Source organism: Flintibacter sp. HCN-6482 (genome assembly GCF_037892565.1).
Classification (GTDB): Bacteria; Bacillota; Clostridia; order Oscillospirales; family Oscillospiraceae; genus Lawsonibacter; species Lawsonibacter aceti.
This window is the reverse complement of the sequence record NZ_JBBKBK010000001.1, coordinates 595,947-614,597: the sequence shown is the minus strand read 5'-3', so window position 1 is coordinate 614,597 and position 18,651 is coordinate 595,947. Positions and strand designations below refer to the sequence as shown.

The window sequence follows — 18,651 nt, the reverse complement described above, 5'->3', positions numbered from 1 at the left end:
CGACCGTGCGGATTTGTGGAGATGTGGCAAAAAGAGAAATTTTTGTTTTGCCGCAAGTTTTACCAGAACACGGGGTGTAGCAGGAAGCTGCTAAAAATTTGACAACAGATTTTTTGAAATTTTGGGAAAGAATAATGGTGCGTGGAACAAAGCGTTCCACGCCTTTTGAAAACAGGGAAGGAGCGAGGAGAATGAACAACAGCGGTTGTGGAGGATGCGGAAAATTTGTTCTGGGCGTGGCCACTGGAATGGCGGCGGGCGCGGCCCTGGGCATGACTATGGCGCCATCCCACCGACAGATCAAGCGGGCCGCCCATATGGCCGCCAAGCGGGTCAATGAGGCGGTGGAAAACCTGGCCGAGGCCATGGACCTGTAAAGGCAAAACAGAGCCGGACAGTCCTGGACTGCCCGGCTCTGTTTTTGCAGGTTCCCGATTTCTGCATCCAGTCTTCAGGGGGATGTAGGGAGGTCCTCCCTGGGGTGAGCGCTCATCTCCCAGAAATGCAGCTCATGGAGGGAGCAGGCGCGGAAAATCTCCCTGCACTTTTTTGCCCGCTCCGGTGCCAGATCTTGGCAGGCCTGGTCGGTAAACTCGGACCAGGCCCGGCAGATGGCGTCGTAGCGGTTGCCGGCGTAGTCCCGGACAAAGGGCCAGTAGGGAGTATTTTCCACTCCGGGGGAGCGGCGGATCAGCTCGCCAAAGATCCAGCCATAGCTCAACATACAGGGCAGACAGGCCATCATGCACTCGGCGGCCCCCTCCCCGTCCCGGGCGGCGGCCAGCATACTGTCCACATAGGCCCGATTCTCCGGCCGGAGGGGGAGGGGCTGGATCTCCTCGTCCGTGATGCCGTAGCGTTTCAGGTAGTAACGTCGGGTGGCATCCTCGCTCTCATTGACAAAGGAGAGCAGGGAGTAATAGTTACGGATCTCCGCCATGTCCCGGGAGTGGATCATCCCCCAGGCAAATACCTTGGAATACTCCCGCAGGTACAGACTGTCGTCCACGATGTAGCCCTTGAAGCACTCCTCGGGGAGAGAGCCATCGGCCACACCCTTCAAAAATTTTGTATTCAGGCAGGACTCCCAGATGGGCAGGCTGTCCTGGATGCACTCCTCTAAAAAGTTCATGACTGTTTCCCTCCTATGGCGTTTTGGATGGTCTTCAGCGGCAGGGCGAGCATAATCAGCGTGGTAGCGGTGCCCTCGGGGATCTTGCAGGACAGGTGGTAGGTGATGCTGTACCCCCAGGCCCCCCAGCCGTCCCAGGCGTTTTGAGAGAAAAAGACTACGCCGGAGAGCATCTGGCCAATGAACCGCAGCAGGATGGCCAGCAGTACCCCGCACAGCACCTTCCATTTCTTGTCGTTGCCGAAGATCCCGGCATAGCCCAGGGCGGAGAAGGCAACCAGGTGCTCCACGAAAATCTGGGCCCAGTGGACGGGGGCCCAGGCGGGGATGAGGAAGATGGCCAGAATACCAGTGACCCAGCCGGTGACGCAGGCCAGCCGCCAGTCATAGGTGAGGGCCAGCAGCATCAGGGGAATCCAGGAGCCCGGACTGATGGCCGCCCCGGTGGGAAGGTAGAGCAGAAAGGAGCCCAAAACCAGGGTGGCGGCACACGTCAATCCGCCGTAGCACACAGACCTGGTGTTTAGGCGCAGTCCCCGGCACAGCCAGGCGGTGACGGCCAGATAGGCGACGGTAAAGACAGCGGTGATCATGGTGGAGGGGGTCATTTAACAAACTCCCCCTCTAGGTTAAAGAGATGATCCAGCGGCCCTTTTCCCTGCCCCAGGTCTAGCATGGAGGCCAGGGCGCCGGAGAGATAGGTCTTGGCCCGCTCCACGGAGGTGTCTAGGTCGTAGCCCTTGGCCAGGTTGGAGGCGATGGCGGAGGACAGGGTGCAGCCGGTGCCGTGGGTATTGGGATTGTCGATTCGGCGGCCATAAAACCACTTGGCCTCGCCGGAGCGCCACAGCAGGTCATTGGCGTCGTTCAGGTCGTGGCCTCCCTTGCACAGCACGGCGCAGCCGTACCGCTCACTGATGGAGCGGGCGGCCCGCTCCATGTCCTCGGGACCATGGATGGTCATGCCGGAGAGGACCTCCGCCTCCGGGATGTTGGGGGTGAGAACGGTGGCTAGGGGGAGCAGCTCCGCCTTCAGGGCATCCACCGCCTCCTCGGAGATGAGACGGTCGCCGGAGGTGGCCACCATCACCGGGTCCACCACCAGCTTCTCCACCCGGTATTCCTTCAGCTTCCGGGCGATGACCTGGATTAGAGGCACGCTGGATACCATTCCGGTCTTTACCGCGTCCGGCATGATGTCCGTAAAGACGCAGTCCAGCTGTTCCGCCAGAAATTCAGGCGTGACCTCCATGATGCTCTTGACGCCGGTCGTATTCTGGGCCACCAGAGCTGTGACCGCGCTCATGGCGTATACGCCATTGGCGGTCATGGTCTTGATATCGGCCTGGATACCGGCGCCTCCGCTGGGGTCGGTCCCAGCGATCGTCAATGCTGTTTTCATTGTGAAAACTCCTTTCTTTTTTTGCATTGAGGTTTTATTACGCGACAGCAGGTGGTGCCCCCGAGCTGCCGCGGAAAAATCAGCTCCGCTGATATTTCCCAATTTTCTGGTCGATGGTCAAAATCTCGCCGTCGGGGCGATAGACCACCTTCACATAGGCCGAGACCTTGGGCGCTCCTGCCCGAACGGCCACATGCTGGCATTCCTTCACGATATCCATCAGTTGGTCGTAGCTCTCCCCTTCGATGGTGGTTTCGAAGGGGCCCACCTGATAGTTCAGGCCGGTGCTTTTGATATAGTCGATGACCCGGTCCACGACCCGGCACACCTCGGCATCGTTGTCCACTTGGGGCAGTACCTGAATGGCGATGCTTGCGCTCATATTAAATTTCCTCCTTCCAGTTGTCGATGGCTTCATCCGCCAGCTTCTTCAATTCCTCCCAGGGCTGGGTACCGCCGTCGTAGACGGCTACCACATAGTACCCCGCCATTTTGGCAGTTTTTGCAGCGCCTAGGGCGTCCTCGTAAACGGCGATCTCTCCGGGGGAGGCCCCCAGCCGCCGGGCGGCTTCGTGGTACACGTCGGGCCGGTCCTTGCCCCAGCCCACCTCCTCACAGGAGAGAAGAAAGTCAAAATAGTCCAGCACCCCCAGCCGATCCAGACAGGCTTTCATCAGCGGGAGGGCGGTGGCTGAGGCCACGCACATCCGCACCCCATCCCGGCGAAGCCGGTCTAGGTAGAGGGCAACCCCCTCTTTCAAGGGGATGTCTCCCCGGTAGTGCGCCTCAATCATGGCGTTCATCTCCCCAGCGAGAGTTTGGGGAGTGCCGGACAGTCCAAAGGTGCGGATGAACAGCTCCGCCGACTGGGTCATGGTCATAGGCTTGATCCGCTCCAGCAGCTCGGGGGAGGGGGCAAGTCCCTGCCGGGCCAGATACTCCCGGGCCAGACCACGCCAGTAGTCCATGGAGTCCACCAGGGTCCCGTCCATGTCGAAAATGGCAAAGGCTTTATCCATGGGCGGCCACCATGTCCTTTGCCAGCGCCAGCAATTGGGACGTGGCCGCGCCTGGGTCCTCCGCGCCGAAAATAGCGGAGATGACAGCCACACCGTCCACATTGCTGCCCTTCAGCTGGGCGATATTGCCTGCGTTGATACCGCCGATGGCCACCACAGGGATGGACACGGCCCGGACGATGTCCCGCAGGGCCTCCACCGTCAGGTTCCGGGCATCCTTCTTGGTGCTGGTGCCGAATACAGCGCCTACGCCGATGTAGTCAGCCCCGGCTTCCTGAGCGGCCTTAGCTTCGGCCACTGTGCCGGCGGAGATGCCTAAAATGCGGTCCGGCCCGATGAGGGCGCGGATGTCCCTCCCCCTGAGGTCGGACTGTCCCACATGGACGCCGTCGGCGCCGCAGGACAGGGCGATCTCCACGCTGTCGTTGACCACAAAGGGGACGTTCCGCCGCTGGCAAAGCTGGCGCAGTTCCTCCGCCTCCTGGGCAAAGCGGCCGGGCTCCAGGTCCTTCTCCCGAATCTGGAGGAAGGTGGCCCCGCTGTCCAGCACACGGCGGCAGACGTCGGCCAGGCTCTCCCCCTCCTTCAGCCATGTGCGGTCACTGATGGCATAGAGCAGCATGGACCGGCGGATTTCATCCCTAGTAAATTTCATATCTTACACCCTCTGTCAGTTGTTTTTCAGTCAGGTTGAACACCGCGTCGATGAGATCAGTGCGGAAGGTGGCGTTTCCCGTGCCGTTTTTCAGCCGGCGGGCCTCGGCCGCCTCACCGCACACGCCCATGGCGGCCATGGCGGTACAGACAGCGGCAAAGGGGTCCGACGGCATGGCGCCGCAGAAGGCGCCGATCAGGGAGGTGAGCATACAACCGCTGCCGGTGATGCGGGCCATGGTGGGGCAGCCATTTCGGAGGACCATAGTCTGTTCCCCGTCAGAGATGACATCCAGAGGGCCGGACAGGGCGATGATGCCGCCAATGCGCCGGGCCAGCCCCGCGACCGTCTGGACAGCGGCAGGTAGGCTGTCCTGAGACACGGTGTCGGCCGCCGCCGCATCCACCCCGCTGCCGGACGCCTCCTGGCCGGCCAGACTGCGGATCTCCGAGGCGTTGCCCCGGATGGCGGTAAACCGTACCTTCTCCAAAAGCCGCTTGGCGGATTCCCGCCGAAGGCGGGTGCCACCGGCGGCCACTGGATCTAGTACCACCGGCGTACCAAGCTGGTTAGCACGTTTCCCGGCCAGCACCATGGCGTCTATGTCCTCGATGGCCCCCATGTTGCACACTAAGGCCCGCACTCCAGACACGGCGTCCTCCACCTCTCGGATGTCATGAGCCATAGAGGGGGAGCCGCCGGCGGCTAGGATAATGTTGGCGCAGTCGTTTACTGTGACGAAATTGGTGATGCACTGGACCAGGGGAGCCCGCTCACGGACCAGATGCAGGGCGTTGGAAAAATCAACCATGGGGCGCCTCCCGGCCCAGCTCGGCCAGCATCCGGTTCAGCAGGCCGGACCGCTTGAAGATGAGCAGAGCGGCCACCCCCATGCCGCCTCCCACCAGGGCGGCGGGGGTATAGAGGGGGATGTAGTACAGAGGGGACTGGGCGTCCAGGCCGTAAAACAGCTTCATCAGCGGATAGGCGGTCATGGCCCCCAGCAGGCCGGTGCCAGCTACCTCACCCACCAGGACCAGCCAGATGTTATGGGTCTTTTGATAGATGAGTCCGCCCAGGATGGGTCCAAAAACGGCGCCGACCACTGCCTGAATGGTCCGGCCGGACATCATCCGCATGATCCCGCATAGAAAGGCGGCGGCGCAGGCGTACCACGGCCCCAGCAGGACGGCGGCGATCACATCCACGAAGTGCTGGAAGGGCGCCATGGATGGAAAGTAGACATAGGTGTTCAATACGAAGGCCAGGCAGGCCAGCATGGCGGTAAGCACCATCTTCTTGGTTCGGAGCTGGGTTTTTGCTTCGATCTGCTGCATCGATATTTCCTCCTAAAACGTAAAATGCCGTGGGCCTGTCTTTTACCTCTTAGAAAGACGTTCCCACGGCATCAGCCGAAAAAACTATCTCCCTACGTTGGCATTACCCAAATCAGGTCACAGGTCGAAGCGCACAGCTTCCTCTCAGCCCGTTTGCGAGCTCCCTTGTTGTTTGGCCCCATCCCACGGCTGAAGCCGGCCCTCATTATAATACTTTCAAAATGGGATTGCAAGTTTTTTTGTCCTGGAGTATCCTAAAAATAAAAAAGGTGGAAAGGCGAGCGTGGAAGAAATAGGATTTTTAGACGCTCTGGCCCAGGCCAGGGAGGAGGACGACCAGATATGTCGTCTGACTCAGCTCCGCCAGGAACTGAAGGGACTGGACCTGTCGGAGCTGGAGCTGCGGGACTGCCATTTCCATGGCTGCCGCTTTACAGACTGCGATTTTTCCGGCGCTGTCCTTGAGCGATGCCTGTTCCATAGCTGCCAGTTGGTTCAGTGCCGCTTTGGAAACAGCTGCTGGCGGGATACCGCCCTCCTAGAATGTAAGGCCGAGGGCAGCGACTTCCGCGGGGCCAGGATAAGGGAGTGCGGTTGGAAGGATACGCTGCTCCGTTACTCCAACTTCAATGAGAGCCAGTGGAGGAGCGCAAAGCTGGAGTGCTGTGACCTGCGGGAGACCACCCTGTCCAGCGCTGTGGTGAAGGAGCTGACGCTGGAAAAGGTGGACCTGACAGGAGCGGAGCTGTTCAGAACCTCACTGAAGGGAACCGACTTGTCCCGGTGCACCATAGACAGCATCTCCCTGTCGGCCAGCTGCGCCGAGCTGAAGGGAGCCAGGATTGCTCCCCATCAGGCGGCGGTGGTGGCCCGTATCTTGGGGATAGATGTGGCGGAATAGGAGGAAAATAGAATGACAGATCAAGAACTGGTGGACAAGGCCTTTGAGATGCACCAATATTCCTATGTGCCGTATTCCCATTTTCCGGTGGGAGCCGCTCTGCTGTGCGGGGATGGCAGGGTGTTTACCGGCTGCAATGTGGAAAACGCCGCCTTCGGCTCCACCATCTGCGCCGAGCGCACCGCTCTGCTAAAAGCGGTCAGTGAGGGGTGCCGGGAGGACTTCCTCGCCATCGCCATCGCCGGCAGGGGGGAGGACTACTGTTGGCCTTGCGGCTCCTGCCGGCAGATGCTCTACGAGTTTGCCCCGGATCTGCGTGTGTTGTGTGCCCGTGGGGACGGCGCCTTCGTTGAGACCAAACTGTCCCAACTGCTGCCCCACGGCTTTGGACCCAAGTCCTTGAAGTAGACTGTTGATTGGAAATATTTTCCGTGTGCATAGACTGCCCTTATCTGGTCAAACTACCTGTGGAACTTGATCCGAGGAGGTGACCTGATATGGTCATGGATAAGATCGCCCTGACCCTGCTGATCATTGGCGGGCTGAACTGGGGCAGCGTGGGACTGTTCCAGTTCGACCTGGTGGCCTTCGCCTGCGGCGGGGCCGGCAGCTTGGTCAGCCGGGTAGTATATGCCCTAGTGGGCCTGTCCGCTGTATGGTGTGTTTCCCTGCTGTTCCGGGATCGAGACCCCGTCGAGGAGCGGAGCTGACCCCTGCGCAGTCAGAGATAACCGATAAAGCCGGCCCGGACCGCACTGCGGTCCGGGCCGGCTTTTCTGAGGACTTTGGCGCGTTTTACGCGCTAGAGCCCTCTTTTTTTACATTGAGACGGAATTTTACAAAGACTTAACAGAGGTAGTGTTTCGCATTTTACATTCCTTTTTTATACTGGGCACCGTAGCACAGATCAAAAGAACCAAGACAGAATAAAAAGGAGTAATCACGAAGATGAAAAAACTGACTTGCCTGGGTCTGGCGCTGGTCATGGCCCTGTCCCTGACCGCCTGCGGCGGCAACAATAACTCCAGCTCCAATTCAAACGGCACCGGCAACTCCAACACCGGCTCCGCCGCCGGGGCGCAGAGCACAGACAACAATACACAGACTGACCTGAGCGGCTCCGTTACCACCAACGGCTCCACCTCGATGGAAAAGGTGGTCCTGACGCTGAATGAGCAGTTTATGATCGACCACCCCGATGTAAAGGCGTCCTACGACCCCACCGGCTCCAGCACTGGCATCGAGGCCGCCAAGAACGGCTCTGCCGACATCGGCCTGGCCTCCCGCGCCCTGAAGGACGAGGAGGTGGCCGACGGTCTGAAGAGCACCACCCTGGCCCTGGACGGCATCGCCATCATCGTCAACGCCGACTCCGCCATCTCTGACCTGACCGTGGAGCAGATTGCCCAGATTTTCAAGGGCGAGGTCACCAACTGGTCGGAAATGGGCGGCGCGGACGGCGCCATCGCCTGCATCGGCCGGGAGGGCGGCTCCGGCACACGGGACGGCTTTGAGTCTATCACCGGGACGGAGGACCTCTGTGTGCTCTCCCAGGAGCTGACCTCCACCGGCGCTGTCATCGAGGCAGTGAAGAATAACCCCCAGGCCATTGGCTACGCCTCCCTCTCCGCTGTGGAGGGCCAGGAGGGCATCAAGGCCATCACCGTCAACGGTGTCGCCTGCTCGGAGGAGACCGTGCTGGACGGCAGCTACGAGATCCAGCGCCCCTTCATCCTGGTGACCAAGGAGGGCGAGACCTTGAGTGAGGCCGCCCAAGCCTGGTTTGACTGGGCTACCTCCGCCGCCGCTTCCGACCTGATCCGTGCCGCCGGCGCGGTGCCTATGGTCTGATTCTGAGAGATCCTTCCGCGACAGCCTCCGCTCTGCTGATAGAGTGGAGGCTGTTGGGCTGAACGAAAGGAGTTTTGGCATTGGAAAGCGAGAAGGTCATGGACTGGGCCGCCTCTAGGGCGGAACACAAGCCGGCCTCCGGTCTCCGCCGGGGCCGGGACACTATGGAATTCATCGTCAAGATGGTATTCCTATTGTGCGGCTTTGTAGCGGTGGGCTGTGTGCTTTTTATCTGTATTTATCTAATTATTGCCGGGCTGCCCGCCATTTTGGAGATTGGCGTCACCGACTTCCTGTTCGGAACGGAGTGGGCGGGCAAACAGGGGAAGTTCGGGATCCTGCCCTTCATCCTCACCTCGGTGGCCGGCACGGCCGGCGCCGTCCTGGTGGGGGTGCCCATTGGGCTGATGACCGCCATGTTTCTGGCCAAGGTAGCGCCGCCTAAGGCGGCTAAAGTCATCCGTACCGCCGTGGAGCTGCTGGCGGGCATTCCCTCCATTGTCTACGGACTGGTGGGTATGATCGTCCTGGTCCCCGCCATCCAGCGAACCTTCGAGCTGGCCTCCGGCGCCAGCCTGCTGGCCGCTATCGTGGTGCTGGCCATCATGATTCTGCCCTCCATTGTCAACGTGGCGGAGACCTCCCTCCGGGCGGTGCCCAAGGAGTATGAGGAGGCCAGTCTGGCCCTGGGGGCCACCCACATTGAGACCATCTTCCGTGTGACTCTGCCCGCCGCCCGGTCCGGCGTGGCAACCGCTGTGGTGCTGGGGGTGGGGCGGGCCATCGGTGAGGCCATGGCCATCATCATGGTGTCCGGCAATGTACCCAATATGCCGGACAGCCTGTTTACCCCCGTGCGGTTCCTGACCACAGCTATCGCCTCTGAAATGTCCTATGCCGGAGTGGGTACCCTGTGGCGGCAGGCCCTGTACTCCGTGGGTCTGGTGCTGTTCCTCTTCATTATGCTCATCAACGTGATCCTTAACCTGTTTATCAAGAACAAAAAGGAGGGCTGAAGCCATGGAAAAGCTGTCTAAGAGGCGCTGGCTCTACGACCGGGGGCTTCGTGCCCTGCTCTACCTGTGTGGTCTGCTGGTGTGCGCCCTGCTGGTCTTTCTCATCGGCTATATCTTCGTCCGGGGACTTCCCTTAGTCACCTGGGAGCTGCTGTCCACCCAGACCAGTATGCTCAAGGGAACCACCGGCATCCTGCCCCACATCGCCAGCACCATCTACATCATTGTGCTGTCCATGGCTATCGTCCTGCCACTGGGGGTGGGCGCTGCCATCTATCTGACGGAGTATGCCTCCAACCGGCGTTTGGCCGCTATCATCGAATTTGCCGCCGAAACCCTCACCGGGATCCCTTCCATCATCTTCGGCCTGGTGGGCATGATGGTTTTTATCCAGCTTATGGGACTGAAGGCGGGCATCCTGGCCGGCGGCCTGACGCTGGTGGTCATGATTTTGCCCACCATCATCCGCACCACCCAGGAGAGCCTGAAGACTGTTCCCCAGAGCTACCGGGAGGGGGCCCTGGGCCTGGGGGCCGGCAAGTGGCATATGATTCGCACCGTCGTGCTGCCCAACGCCGTGGACGGGATCGTCACCGGCTGTATCCTGGCTGTGGGCCGTATCGTGGGCGAGTCGGCCGCCCTGCTGTTCACCGCTGGCTTCGGCACAGTGCTGTACAGCTTTGGCGAGGCGCTGAATAACTCCTCCGCCACCCTTACCGTGGCCCTATACCTTTACGCCAACGAGCGGGGCCGGACGGATATCGCCTTTGCCATCGCGGCCATCCTGATGATTCTCACCCTGGTTATCAACCTGTCCGCCAGCCTGGTTGGGAAGAAGCTAAAGAAGTAAAGGAGCACAGAGCCATGGACCATACTATCCTGTCCGCCCGGGACCTAAATCTGTATTATGGCGAGAACCATGCCTTGAAAAATATTATGATCGACCTGCCGGAGCGGCAGATCACCGCCCTGATCGGCCCCTCCGGCTGCGGAAAGTCCACCTTTCTGCGGACCATTAACCGGATGAACGACCTGATTCCGGGGGTGAAAATCACTGGATCCCTGACCTATCGGGGGGAGGAGGTATACGCCCCAGGCAGGGATGTAACTGATCTGCGCCGCCGCATCGGCATGGTGTTCCAGAAGGCCAACCCCTTCCCCATGTCTATCTATGACAACGTGGCCTACGGCCCCCGGACCCATGGGATCCGCAACCGTGTGAAGCTGGACGAGATCGTGGAGCAGTCCCTTCGGGGGGCCGCCATCTGGGAAGAGGTGAAGGACCGGCTGAAGAAGTCCGCCCTGGGCCTGTCCGGCGGCCAGCAGCAGCGGCTGTGCATTGCCAGAGCCCTGGCCGTCAAGCCGGACGTACTGCTGATGGACGAGGCCACTTCCGCCCTGGACCCCATCTCTACCTCCAAGATAGAGGACCTTGCCTCAGAGCTGAAAAAAGACTATACTATCATTATGGTGACCCACAACATGCAGCAGGCCGCCCGTATTTCAGATAATACCGCCTTTTTCCTCATGGGGGAGCTGGTGGAATTTGGAGAGACGGAGCAAATATTCTCCATGCCTCAGGACAAGAGAACCGAGGACTACATCACCGGGAGGTTTGGCTGATATGAGGAACCGTTTTAATGAACAGCTGGAGCAGCTGAATGTAGAACTGATTAAAATGGGAGCCCTGTGCGAGGAGGCCATCTCCGCCGCCACCAAGGCGTATGTGGAGGGAGACCGAGAGCTGGGAGAGCGGGCCAGGAGCCTGGAGCAAGACATCGACCACAAGGAGCGGGATATCGAGAGCCAGTGTATGAAGCTCCTCCTGCGTCAGCAGCCGGTGGCCAAGGACCTGCGGGCCGTATCCGCCGCCCTGCGGATGATTTCCGATATGGAGCGCATCGGGGATCAGGCCGCCGATATTGCTGAGATCGCCCGGTATATGGAGAAAAGCGCCATTCTGCGGCAGGTGCCCATGGAGGAGATGGCCCTGGCTGCCATTAAAATGGTGACGGACAGTGTGGACTCCTTTGTCCGGGGTGATCTGGCCCTGGCCCACTCAGTCATCGCCCAGGACGACCAGGTGGACAGCCTGTTCCTGTCCGTCCGGGAAAAGCTGACCGCGCTGATCGCCGGAGGGGAGAATGGCGGCCTCTGCCTGGACCTGCTGATGATCGCCAAGTATTTCGAGCGCATCGGCGACCACGCCTGTAATATCGCCCAGTGGGTGGAGTACGCCATCACCGGGGACTATGAGGATGACTGAAAGAGAAGATTGCCGGACGGCGGCATGGGGAAGAAGGCACAGTCCCTCTCCCGCCGGGGAAACAAGACTGGAATGAGGTGGACCCCTTGATCTATATTCTGGAGGACGATGCCAGTATCCGCAAGCTGGTGGTATACACCCTGAACAGCCAGGGGATGGAGGCGGAGGGCTTTGAACGCCCCTCCAGCTTTTGGCGCGCTCTGGAGGAGCGGCAGCCCGACTTGGTGCTGCTGGATATCATGCTGCCGGAGGAGGACGGGCTGCAGGTGCTGAAGCGCCTGCGGGCCGATTCCAACACCAGAAGGCTGCCGGTCCTGATGCTGACGGCCAAGAGCACCGAGTATGACAAGGTGCTGGGGCTGGACCAGGGGGCGGACGACTACATTGCCAAGCCCTTCGGCATGATGGAGCTGATGGCCCGCATCCGTACGGCCCTGCGCCACTCCGGGCAGGGGGAGAACGGAGGCAGGACCTATCAAGTGGGCGCTCTCTATGTGGACCCAGGCCGCCATGTGGTCCGGGATGGGGAGCGGGATGTAACCCTGACCCTAAAGGAGTTTCAACTGCTCTGCCTGCTGCTGGAGCGGCGAGGCACCGTATTCACCCGGGACCAGTTGCTTAATACCATCTGGGGATATGAATTTGACGGGGCCAGCCGCACGGTGGATGTCCATATCCGCACCCTGCGGCAAAAGCTGGGAGAGGCGGGCGCCTGCATCGAAACAGTCCGGGGTATCGGCTACAAGGTATCGGAATAGGACAAGGCCGTCAGAATTGAGAGGTGTAGCGGTTTGACATCAAAGATCTTTCGCAATTCCATGGCGGTAGGGCTGTCCGTATTTCTGCTGTCAGTGGCCCTGTTCATGGGAGTGCTGTACCAATACTTCGGCGACCAAATCACCGGTGAGCTGGAGAACGAGGCGTGGCTGGTGGCCCGGGGTGTGGAGTCCATGGGAATGGACTATTTTGACGGCCTCCAGTCCTCCAGCCGCATCACCTGGGTAGGGGAGGATGGAACGGTCCTCTATGACAGTGTGGCGGACGCCTCCACCATGGAGAATCACGCCGACCGGGAGGAGATCCGTGAGGCGATGAATGGTTCCCGGGGGACGGCCCAGCGCCAGTCGGCCACCCTGTCGGAAAAGACATTTTATGTAGCCCGGCGGCTGGAGGACGGCTCCGTCATCCGTCTGGCCAGCGCCCAGTATACAGTGGTGGTCCTGCTGGTATCCATGGTCCAGCCCCTGCTGATCATCCTGGTCCTGTCCCTGATCCTGGCCGCGGTGCTGGCCAACCGGCTGTCCAAGGGGATCATCCGGCCTATTTTGGACTTGGATCTGGAGCACCCGGAGGAGTGCGATACCTATGACGAGCTCTCCCCGCTGTTGACAAGGATCCGGCGGCAGAATGACACCATCCGGGGCCAGATGGACCAGCTCCGCCAGCGTCAACAGGAATTTGCCGCCCTCACCGAGAACATGACCGAGGGCTTTGTGCTGTTGGATCAAAAGGGCCACGTTCTCTCCTATAACTCCGGCGCCCTGCGGCTTTTGGGAGCCATCCCGCCGGGGGGCGAGGCCAATGTCTTGACGCTGGACCGGACGGATGCCTTCCGCAGAGTGGTGGAGCAGGTGCTGGACGGGGTGCGCGGACAGACCCGCCTGGACCGCCAGGGCCGGTGTGTCCATCTCCTGGCTGACCCGGTGTTCCGGGAGGGAGCTGTGAGCGGAGCGGTCCTGGTACTGCTGGACGTAACAGAGCGGGAGCAGGGGGAGCGGATGCGCCGAGAGTTCACCGCAAACGTGTCCCATGAGCTGAAGACTCCCCTGACAGCCATCTCCGGCATGGCCGAGATCATCAAGGATGGTCTGGTGGACCCGAAGGATGTGGCGGGTTTCGCCGGCGATATCTATAAGGAGAGCCAGCGACTCATTAGCCTGGTGGAGGACATCATCCACCTGTCCCGCCTGGATGAGGGAGGCGTGGGGCTGGAGACGGCGCCGGTGGACCTGCTGGAGCTGTGCCGCCGGGTCATGGAGCGGCTGGAGCCCGCCGCCAAGCGGGCTGGCGTGAGCGTCAGCGTAGAGGGGATGCCAGCTACGATCCACGGGATCCCGGCAGTGTTGGAGGAGATGGTGTATAACCTGTGCGACAACGCGATCAAATACAACCGTCCGGGAGGGAGCGTGGCACTGAACCTCTCCCTAGGGGAGAAAGAGATAGAGCTGTCCGTGGCCGACACTGGCATCGGTATCCCGGCCGAGGACCAGGAGCGGGTCTTTGAGCGATTCTACCGGGTGGACAAGAGCCATTCCAAGGAGATTGGAGGGACCGGTCTGGGCCTGTCCATCGTCAAGCATGGCGCCGCCCTGCACAACGCCGCAATCAGGCTGGAGAGCGCCCCTGGGCATGGAACCACTGTGCGCCTAATCTTTCCCATCTGATTTTTTCATCCCGCGGGAGGCCGCCGGTTTCTGCCGGCGGCCTCCCGGCCTGTTATCCGCACATGATAAAAAACGGAAAAGGAGGGAACTTTTTGGGATAGGGGCCGTCTAATAGAGGGAAAGCTAAATAGGCTGAAACTTTACGACAAAACGGAGGATTATGTTATGAAGAAGATTTTAACGCTTGCCCTTGTCCTGGCCCTGGCTGTCACCGGGCTGTCTGGCTGCTCCGGAAACGGCGGGACCACGTCTGACAAGAGCCCGGAGGAACTGGCCCAGCTCTACCATACTGCCATCACAGACAACGGCGGCGAGATGGTGGAGTATAACCCTGTGATCACAGAGAAAAAAGAGGACGACGGCTCCGCTATGCTCCTTGAGATGCTGGGGCTGGATACTGGCGATATGACCGCTTTTGGGATCAGTGCCTCCATGATGAATGTCAAGGCTTACGCCATCGCCGCCGTCATGCCCGCCGAGGGGAAGGCCGATGCTGTGAAAGAGGGGCTGCAGGGCTACATCGACCAACAGAAGAGCAGCTTTGAGATGTATCTGGCTGACCAGTACGAGGTAGCTAAGAACGCCAGACTGGAAACTCTGGAGGACGGCACCATCCTGATGGTTATGTGTGAGGACCAGGATACGGTCTTTGACGCCATCTCCGCCGCCATCCAGGCCGGCTAAAGCCCACAAAACATCCCCGGTCCCCGGACCGGGGATGTTTTTGTATCAAAGTGAATAAATAAACGGAATATCCAAATATATATTCATTTTTGGTAAATATATATGGAAAATAATTGTTAGTATATGCATATTAATGCAAATAACCTCTTGCAATTACGTTAAGGGAGTGGTAGACTGTTGCCATGGAAAGCAGAGCGGACGGCGCAGGCCACCAGACAGAGGAAAAAGCGCGCCCCGCACTGAGATTTGGAGGGAAAAATCATGGCTCAAGTAAAAAAAGTAGTGCTGGCTTACTCCGGCGGTCTGGATACATCCATCATCATCCCCTGGTTGAAGGAGAACTATAATGACCCTGAGATCATCGCTGTTTCCGGCGATGTGGGGCAGGGCACTGAACTGGACGGGCTGGAGGAGAAGGCTATCAAGACTGGCGCCTCTAAGCTGTATATCGAGGACCTGACCGACGAGATGGTTGACGACGTTATCATCCCGTCCATGATGATGGGGGCCAAGTACGAGGATTATCTGTTGGGCACCGCCTTTGCCCGGCCCATCATTGCCAAGCGGCTGGTGGAGATCGCCAAGAAGGAAGGCGCCGACGCCATCTGCCACGGCTGCACCGGCAAGGGCAACGACCAGGTCCGGTTCGAGCTGGCCATCAAGAGATTTGCCCCTGAGATGAAGATTATCGCCCCCTGGCGGGAGTGGGACATCAAGGGCCGCGACGAGGAGATCGACTACGCCGAAGCCCACAACGTCCCCCTGAAGATCAGCCGGGAGACCAACTATTCCAAGGACAAAAACCTGTGGCACTTGTCCCACGAAGGGCTGGACCTGGAGGACCCCGCTAATGAGCCCCTGTATGACAAGCCCGGCTTCCTGGAGATGGGCGTGTCCCCCGCCATGGCACCAGACGCCCCCACCTATGTCACCTTGGACTTTGAGAAGGGATGGCCTGTGGCCATTGACGGGGAGAAGATGAAGGCGTCCGACATCATCCGCAAGCTCAACGAGCTGGGCGGGGCCAACGGCATCGGCCTGCTGGACATCGTGGAGAACCGGCTGGTGGGCATGAAGGACCGGGGCGTGTACGAAACTCCCGGCGGCACCATCCTCTACCGGGCCCACGAGGTGCTGGAGCAGATCACCATCGACAAGGATACCAAGCACATGAAGCAGAAGCTGGCGGTGGACTTTGCCGATCTGGTGTACAATGGCAAGTGGTTTACCCCCCTGCGGGAGGCCCTGACCGCCTTCGCCGTGGATACCCAGAAGTACGTCACCGGCACTGTGAAGCTGAAGCTCTACAAGGGCAATATCATCACCTCTTCCATCACCTCGCCCTGCACCCTGTACTCAGAGAATCTGGTGACCTTTGAGGAGAGCGACTATGACCAGAAGGACTCCCAGGGCTTTATCAACCTGTGGGGCCTTCCCGACAAGGTACAGGCGCTAAGAGAGCAGGGCAAGCTGTAATATTTAAGAGTGGAGAGTGGAGATAAGCCCAATATCTTCGCTCTCCATTCTATTCTTAATATTTGTGAGGTAACTGACATGAAGTTATGGGCAGGAAGATTTCAAAAGGAAACTGACACACTGGTGAACGATTTTAACTCCTCTATCGGTTTTGACGCCCGGCTGTATCGGCAGGATATCCAGGGCTCCATCGCCCACGCCCAGATGCTGGGCAGGCAGGGGATCATCGAGGCACATGAGGCGGAAAAGATCGTAGAGGGCCTGAAGGCTATCCTGGCTGACATTGAGGACGACAAGGTGGAGTTCTCCCTGGACAACGAGGACATCCACATGAATATCGAGGCCATGCTGACCCAGCGCATCGGCGACGCGGGCAAGCGCCTCCACACCGGCCGTTCCCGGAACGACCAGGTGGCGGTGGACACCCGGCTGTATGTCAAGGAGGAAATCCCTGTTATCATCGGCCAGGTGTTGGCGCTGGAGGAGGTCCTGGTCAAAAAGGCCGAGGCCAACCTAGACACCGTCATGCCGGGTTATACCCACCTTCAGCGGGCCCAGCCCACCACCTTTGCTCACTACATGATGGCCTACGCTAACATGTTCAAGCGGGACGTCACCCGGCTGGAGGACTGCCTGGAGCGGCTGGACGAGTGCCCCCTGGGGGCGGGCGCCCTGGCCACTTCTACCTATCCGGTGGACCGCTTCGCCACTGCCCAGGCTCTGGGCTTTAAAAAACCAACCGACAATTCCATGGACTCAGTGTCCGACCGGGACTACGCCATCGAGCTGCTGTCCGCCCTGTCCATCCTGATGATGCACCTGTCTCGGTTCTCTGAGGAGATCGTGCTGTGGTGCTCCTGGGAGTTCAAGTTCGCGGACCTGGACGACGCCTACTCCACTGGTTCCTCCATCATGCCTCAGAAGAAGAACCCAGACGTGGCCGAGCTGGTGCGGGGCAAGACTGGGCGGGTGTACGGTGCCCTGGTCACGTTGCTTACTGTGATGAAGTCCCTTCCCCTGGCCTACAACAAGGATATGCAGGAGGACAAGGAGGCCGTCTTTGACGCCATTGACACGGTGGAGCTGTGCCTGCCCGTGTTTGCCGCCATGGTGGATACCCTGACTGTGCGGCCTAAGAACATGGCCAAGGCAGCGGCCGGCGGCTTCATCAACGCCACCGACTGTGCCGACTACCTGACGAAAAAGGGGCTGCCCTTCCGGGAGGCCTATATGATCGTGGGCCGGCTGGTCAACCTGTGCATCAAGACTGGGGACACCTTGGATACGCTGACCTTAAAGGACTTCCGGGCCATCTCCTCCCTGTTTGATGAGGACGTGTACCAGGCCCTGGCCCTCAAGACCTGTGTGAATGAAAGAAAGGTCTATGGCGGCCCGGCGAAGGAGAGCGTGGAGAAGCAGATCGCCCTGATTGAAGAATTTGTGGCAGAGCGCAAATAAGCCATTGCAAAAATTCCCAGGTTAGACCATAATAGAACTATCATTTCAAAGAAATCCAGGTGGTCCATATGAGTAAGCCAAAGGTATATATCGACGGTAAGGAGGGCACCACCGGCCTGCAGATCTATGAGCGGCTGGGCGGCCGGGAGGACATCGAGCTGCTCCTTATCGACGAGGATAAGCGAAAGGACACAGAGGAGAGAAAGAAATTCCTCAACGCCGCCGACCTGGTGTTCCTGTGTCTGCCTGACGCCGCCGCTGTGGAGGCGGTGTCCCTCATAGAAAACCCTAAGACCCGAATTATTGACGCTTCCACCGCCCACCGGACGGCGGAGGGCTGGGTATATGGCTTTGCCGAACTGCTGCCCGGCCAGCGCCAGCGCATCAAGTTCTCCTCCCGAGTGGCCAACCCAGGGTGTCACGCCACTGGCTTTTTGTCCACGGTGGCCCCCCTGATAGAGCTGGGGGTGCTGCCCAGGGACTACCCCTTATCCTGTTACTCCCTCACCGGCTACTCTGGCGGAGGAAAGAAGATGATTGCTGAGTATGAGGCACCGGACCGGGACCCTCTGCTGGACTCTCCGGCTCCTTACGCCATTGGCCTGTGTCACAAGCACCTGCCTGAGATGCGTCAGGTGGCGGGCCTGGACTTTCCACCCAATTTTCTGCCGGTGCTGGGGGATATCTACAAGGGGATGGCGACCACTGTTATGCTCCAGAACCATCTGCTGAAGGGCACGCCCAATGCCCAGGACGTCCACGATCTGCTGGCCGGCTACTACCAGGACCAGAAGCTGGTCCAGGTCACCCCCTTCGGAGGGGCCGGTCCCCGGCTGTATACCAGCCAGCTTGCGGGAAAGGACAGCCTGGAGATCACGGTTTCCGGAACGCAGGAGCAGACGCTGCTTACTGCCCAGTTTGATAATCTGGGAAAAGGAGCGTCGGGGGCCGCGGTCCAGAATATGAACATTATGATGGGGTTTGAAGAAACTGCCGGACTTAGCCTGTAA

23 protein-coding genes and 1 riboswitch are annotated in these 18,651 nt (G+C 59.7%); of the genes, 15 read left to right on the top strand and 8 right to left on the bottom strand.

All coding sequences use genetic code 11. The features are described from left to right. The first annotated feature begins 191 nt into the window (after positions 1-191). Positions 192-377: a hypothetical protein gene (locus tag WKS99_RS02985; RefSeq protein WP_147570941.1), complete on the top strand. Its 186-nt coding sequence runs from the start codon at positions 192-194 to the stop codon at positions 375-377. Positions 378-451: 74 nt separating this feature from the next. Here WKS99_RS02985 and WKS99_RS02980 read toward each other — a convergent pair whose 3' ends face one another. From WKS99_RS02980 to thiW, 8 genes are all read right to left on the bottom strand, one after another. Continuing rightward, a complete protein-coding gene (locus WKS99_RS02980) occupies positions 452-1,132 on the bottom strand; it encodes a TenA family protein (protein ID WP_147570940.1) in 681 nt (226 codons plus the stop codon). After that, the gene (locus WKS99_RS02975) at positions 1,129-1,740 is read right to left on the bottom strand and encodes an energy-coupled thiamine transporter ThiT (protein ID WP_262670426.1); all 612 of its coding nucleotides are present in this window, start codon (positions 1,738-1,740) and stop codon (positions 1,129-1,131) included. The genes WKS99_RS02980 and WKS99_RS02975 overlap by 4 nt, the downstream gene beginning before the upstream one ends. Next, entirely contained in the window at positions 1,737-2,534 is a 798-nt protein-coding gene (gene thiD / locus WKS99_RS02970) for a bifunctional hydroxymethylpyrimidine kinase/phosphomethylpyrimidine kinase (protein WP_186853286.1), read from the bottom strand. Before thiD ends, WKS99_RS02975 begins: the two co-directional genes overlap by 4 nt. Positions 2,535-2,613: 79 nt before the next feature. Further along, complete coding sequence (locus WKS99_RS02965; protein WP_262670427.1) at positions 2,614-2,916, bottom strand: thiamine-binding protein; 303 nt, start codon at positions 2,914-2,916, stop codon at positions 2,614-2,616. Between the two features lies 1 nt (position 2,917). After that, positions 2,918-3,553: an HAD family hydrolase gene (locus WKS99_RS02960; protein ID WP_186853287.1), complete on the bottom strand. Its 636-nt coding sequence runs from the start codon at positions 3,551-3,553 to the stop codon at positions 2,918-2,920. Continuing rightward, positions 3,546-4,208 carry a thiamine phosphate synthase gene (gene thiE, locus WKS99_RS02955; RefSeq protein WP_262670428.1) on the bottom strand — a complete coding sequence of 221 codons (663 nt, stop codon included), beginning with the start codon at positions 4,206-4,208 and terminating at the stop codon, positions 3,546-3,548. The genes WKS99_RS02960 and thiE overlap by 8 nt, the downstream gene beginning before the upstream one ends. Further along, a complete protein-coding gene (gene thiM, locus WKS99_RS02950; protein WP_186853289.1) occupies positions 4,195-5,019 on the bottom strand; it encodes a hydroxyethylthiazole kinase in 825 nt (274 codons plus the stop codon). The genes thiE and thiM overlap by 14 nt, the downstream gene beginning before the upstream one ends. Then, complete coding sequence (gene thiW, locus WKS99_RS02945) at positions 5,012-5,545, bottom strand: energy coupling factor transporter S component ThiW (RefSeq protein ID WP_340405301.1); 534 nt, start codon at positions 5,543-5,545, stop codon at positions 5,012-5,014. Before thiW ends, thiM begins: the two co-directional genes overlap by 8 nt. Before the next feature lie 72 nt (positions 5,546-5,617). After that, a riboswitch (TPP riboswitch) is annotated at positions 5,618-5,722 on the bottom strand. 106 nt (positions 5,723-5,828) lie between these two features. Here thiW and WKS99_RS02940 point away from each other — a divergent pair. The 14 genes from WKS99_RS02940 (at position 5,829) to argC (ending at position 18,651) form a co-directional block, all read left to right on the top strand. Beyond that, positions 5,829-6,446, top strand: a complete 618-nt coding sequence (locus WKS99_RS02940; RefSeq protein ID WP_240286876.1) for a pentapeptide repeat-containing protein — start codon at positions 5,829-5,831, stop codon at positions 6,444-6,446. A 12-nt stretch (positions 6,447-6,458) separates the two neighbouring features. Further along, positions 6,459-6,854, top strand: coding sequence for a cytidine deaminase (gene cdd, locus WKS99_RS02935; RefSeq protein ID WP_186853291.1), 396 nt, complete (start codon positions 6,459-6,461; stop codon positions 6,852-6,854). Positions 6,855-6,943: 89 nt separating this feature from the next. Then, on the top strand, positions 6,944-7,156 hold the full coding sequence (locus WKS99_RS02930; protein WP_147570930.1) for a DUF378 domain-containing protein: 213 nt from the start codon (positions 6,944-6,946) through the stop codon (positions 7,154-7,156). Positions 7,157-7,394: 238 nt separating this feature from the next. Beyond that, the gene (locus tag WKS99_RS02925; RefSeq protein WP_340405300.1) at positions 7,395-8,297 is read left to right on the top strand and encodes a phosphate ABC transporter substrate-binding protein; all 903 of its coding nucleotides are present in this window, start codon (positions 7,395-7,397) and stop codon (positions 8,295-8,297) included. 164 nt (positions 8,298-8,461) lie between these two features. Beyond that, entirely contained in the window at positions 8,462-9,313 is an 852-nt protein-coding gene (pstC, locus tag WKS99_RS02920; protein WP_340405433.1) for a phosphate ABC transporter permease subunit PstC, read from the top strand. 4 nt (positions 9,314-9,317) lie between these two features. Then, the gene (gene pstA / locus WKS99_RS02915) at positions 9,318-10,163 is read left to right on the top strand and encodes a phosphate ABC transporter permease PstA (RefSeq protein WP_147570928.1); all 846 of its coding nucleotides are present in this window, start codon (positions 9,318-9,320) and stop codon (positions 10,161-10,163) included. A gap of 14 nt (positions 10,164-10,177) precedes the next feature. Continuing rightward, positions 10,178-10,936, top strand: a complete 759-nt coding sequence (gene pstB / locus WKS99_RS02910) for a phosphate ABC transporter ATP-binding protein PstB (protein WP_147570927.1) — start codon at positions 10,178-10,180, stop codon at positions 10,934-10,936. Between the two features lies 1 nt (position 10,937). Beyond that, on the top strand, positions 10,938-11,579 hold the full coding sequence (gene phoU / locus WKS99_RS02905; protein ID WP_186853293.1) for a phosphate signaling complex protein PhoU: 642 nt from the start codon (positions 10,938-10,940) through the stop codon (positions 11,577-11,579). An 86-nt stretch (positions 11,580-11,665) separates the two neighbouring features. Continuing rightward, entirely contained in the window at positions 11,666-12,337 is a 672-nt protein-coding gene (locus WKS99_RS02900; RefSeq protein WP_147570925.1) for a response regulator transcription factor, read from the top strand. Between the two features lie 33 nt (positions 12,338-12,370). Beyond that, the gene (locus WKS99_RS02895; protein WP_262670430.1) at positions 12,371-14,023 is read left to right on the top strand and encodes a sensor histidine kinase; all 1,653 of its coding nucleotides are present in this window, start codon (positions 12,371-12,373) and stop codon (positions 14,021-14,023) included. A gap of 165 nt (positions 14,024-14,188) precedes the next feature. Further along, entirely contained in the window at positions 14,189-14,707 is a 519-nt protein-coding gene (locus tag WKS99_RS02890; protein WP_147570923.1) for a DUF4358 domain-containing protein, read from the top strand. A gap of 261 nt (positions 14,708-14,968) precedes the next feature. Beyond that, positions 14,969-16,183, top strand: coding sequence for an argininosuccinate synthase (locus WKS99_RS02885; protein ID WP_186853295.1), 1,215 nt, complete (start codon positions 14,969-14,971; stop codon positions 16,181-16,183). Between the two features lie 78 nt (positions 16,184-16,261). Next, complete coding sequence (gene argH, locus WKS99_RS02880) at positions 16,262-17,641, top strand: argininosuccinate lyase (RefSeq protein WP_147570921.1); 1,380 nt, start codon at positions 16,262-16,264, stop codon at positions 17,639-17,641. A 68-nt stretch (positions 17,642-17,709) separates the two neighbouring features. After that, positions 17,710-18,651, top strand: coding sequence for an N-acetyl-gamma-glutamyl-phosphate reductase (argC, locus tag WKS99_RS02875; protein WP_340405299.1), 942 nt, complete (start codon positions 17,710-17,712; stop codon positions 18,649-18,651).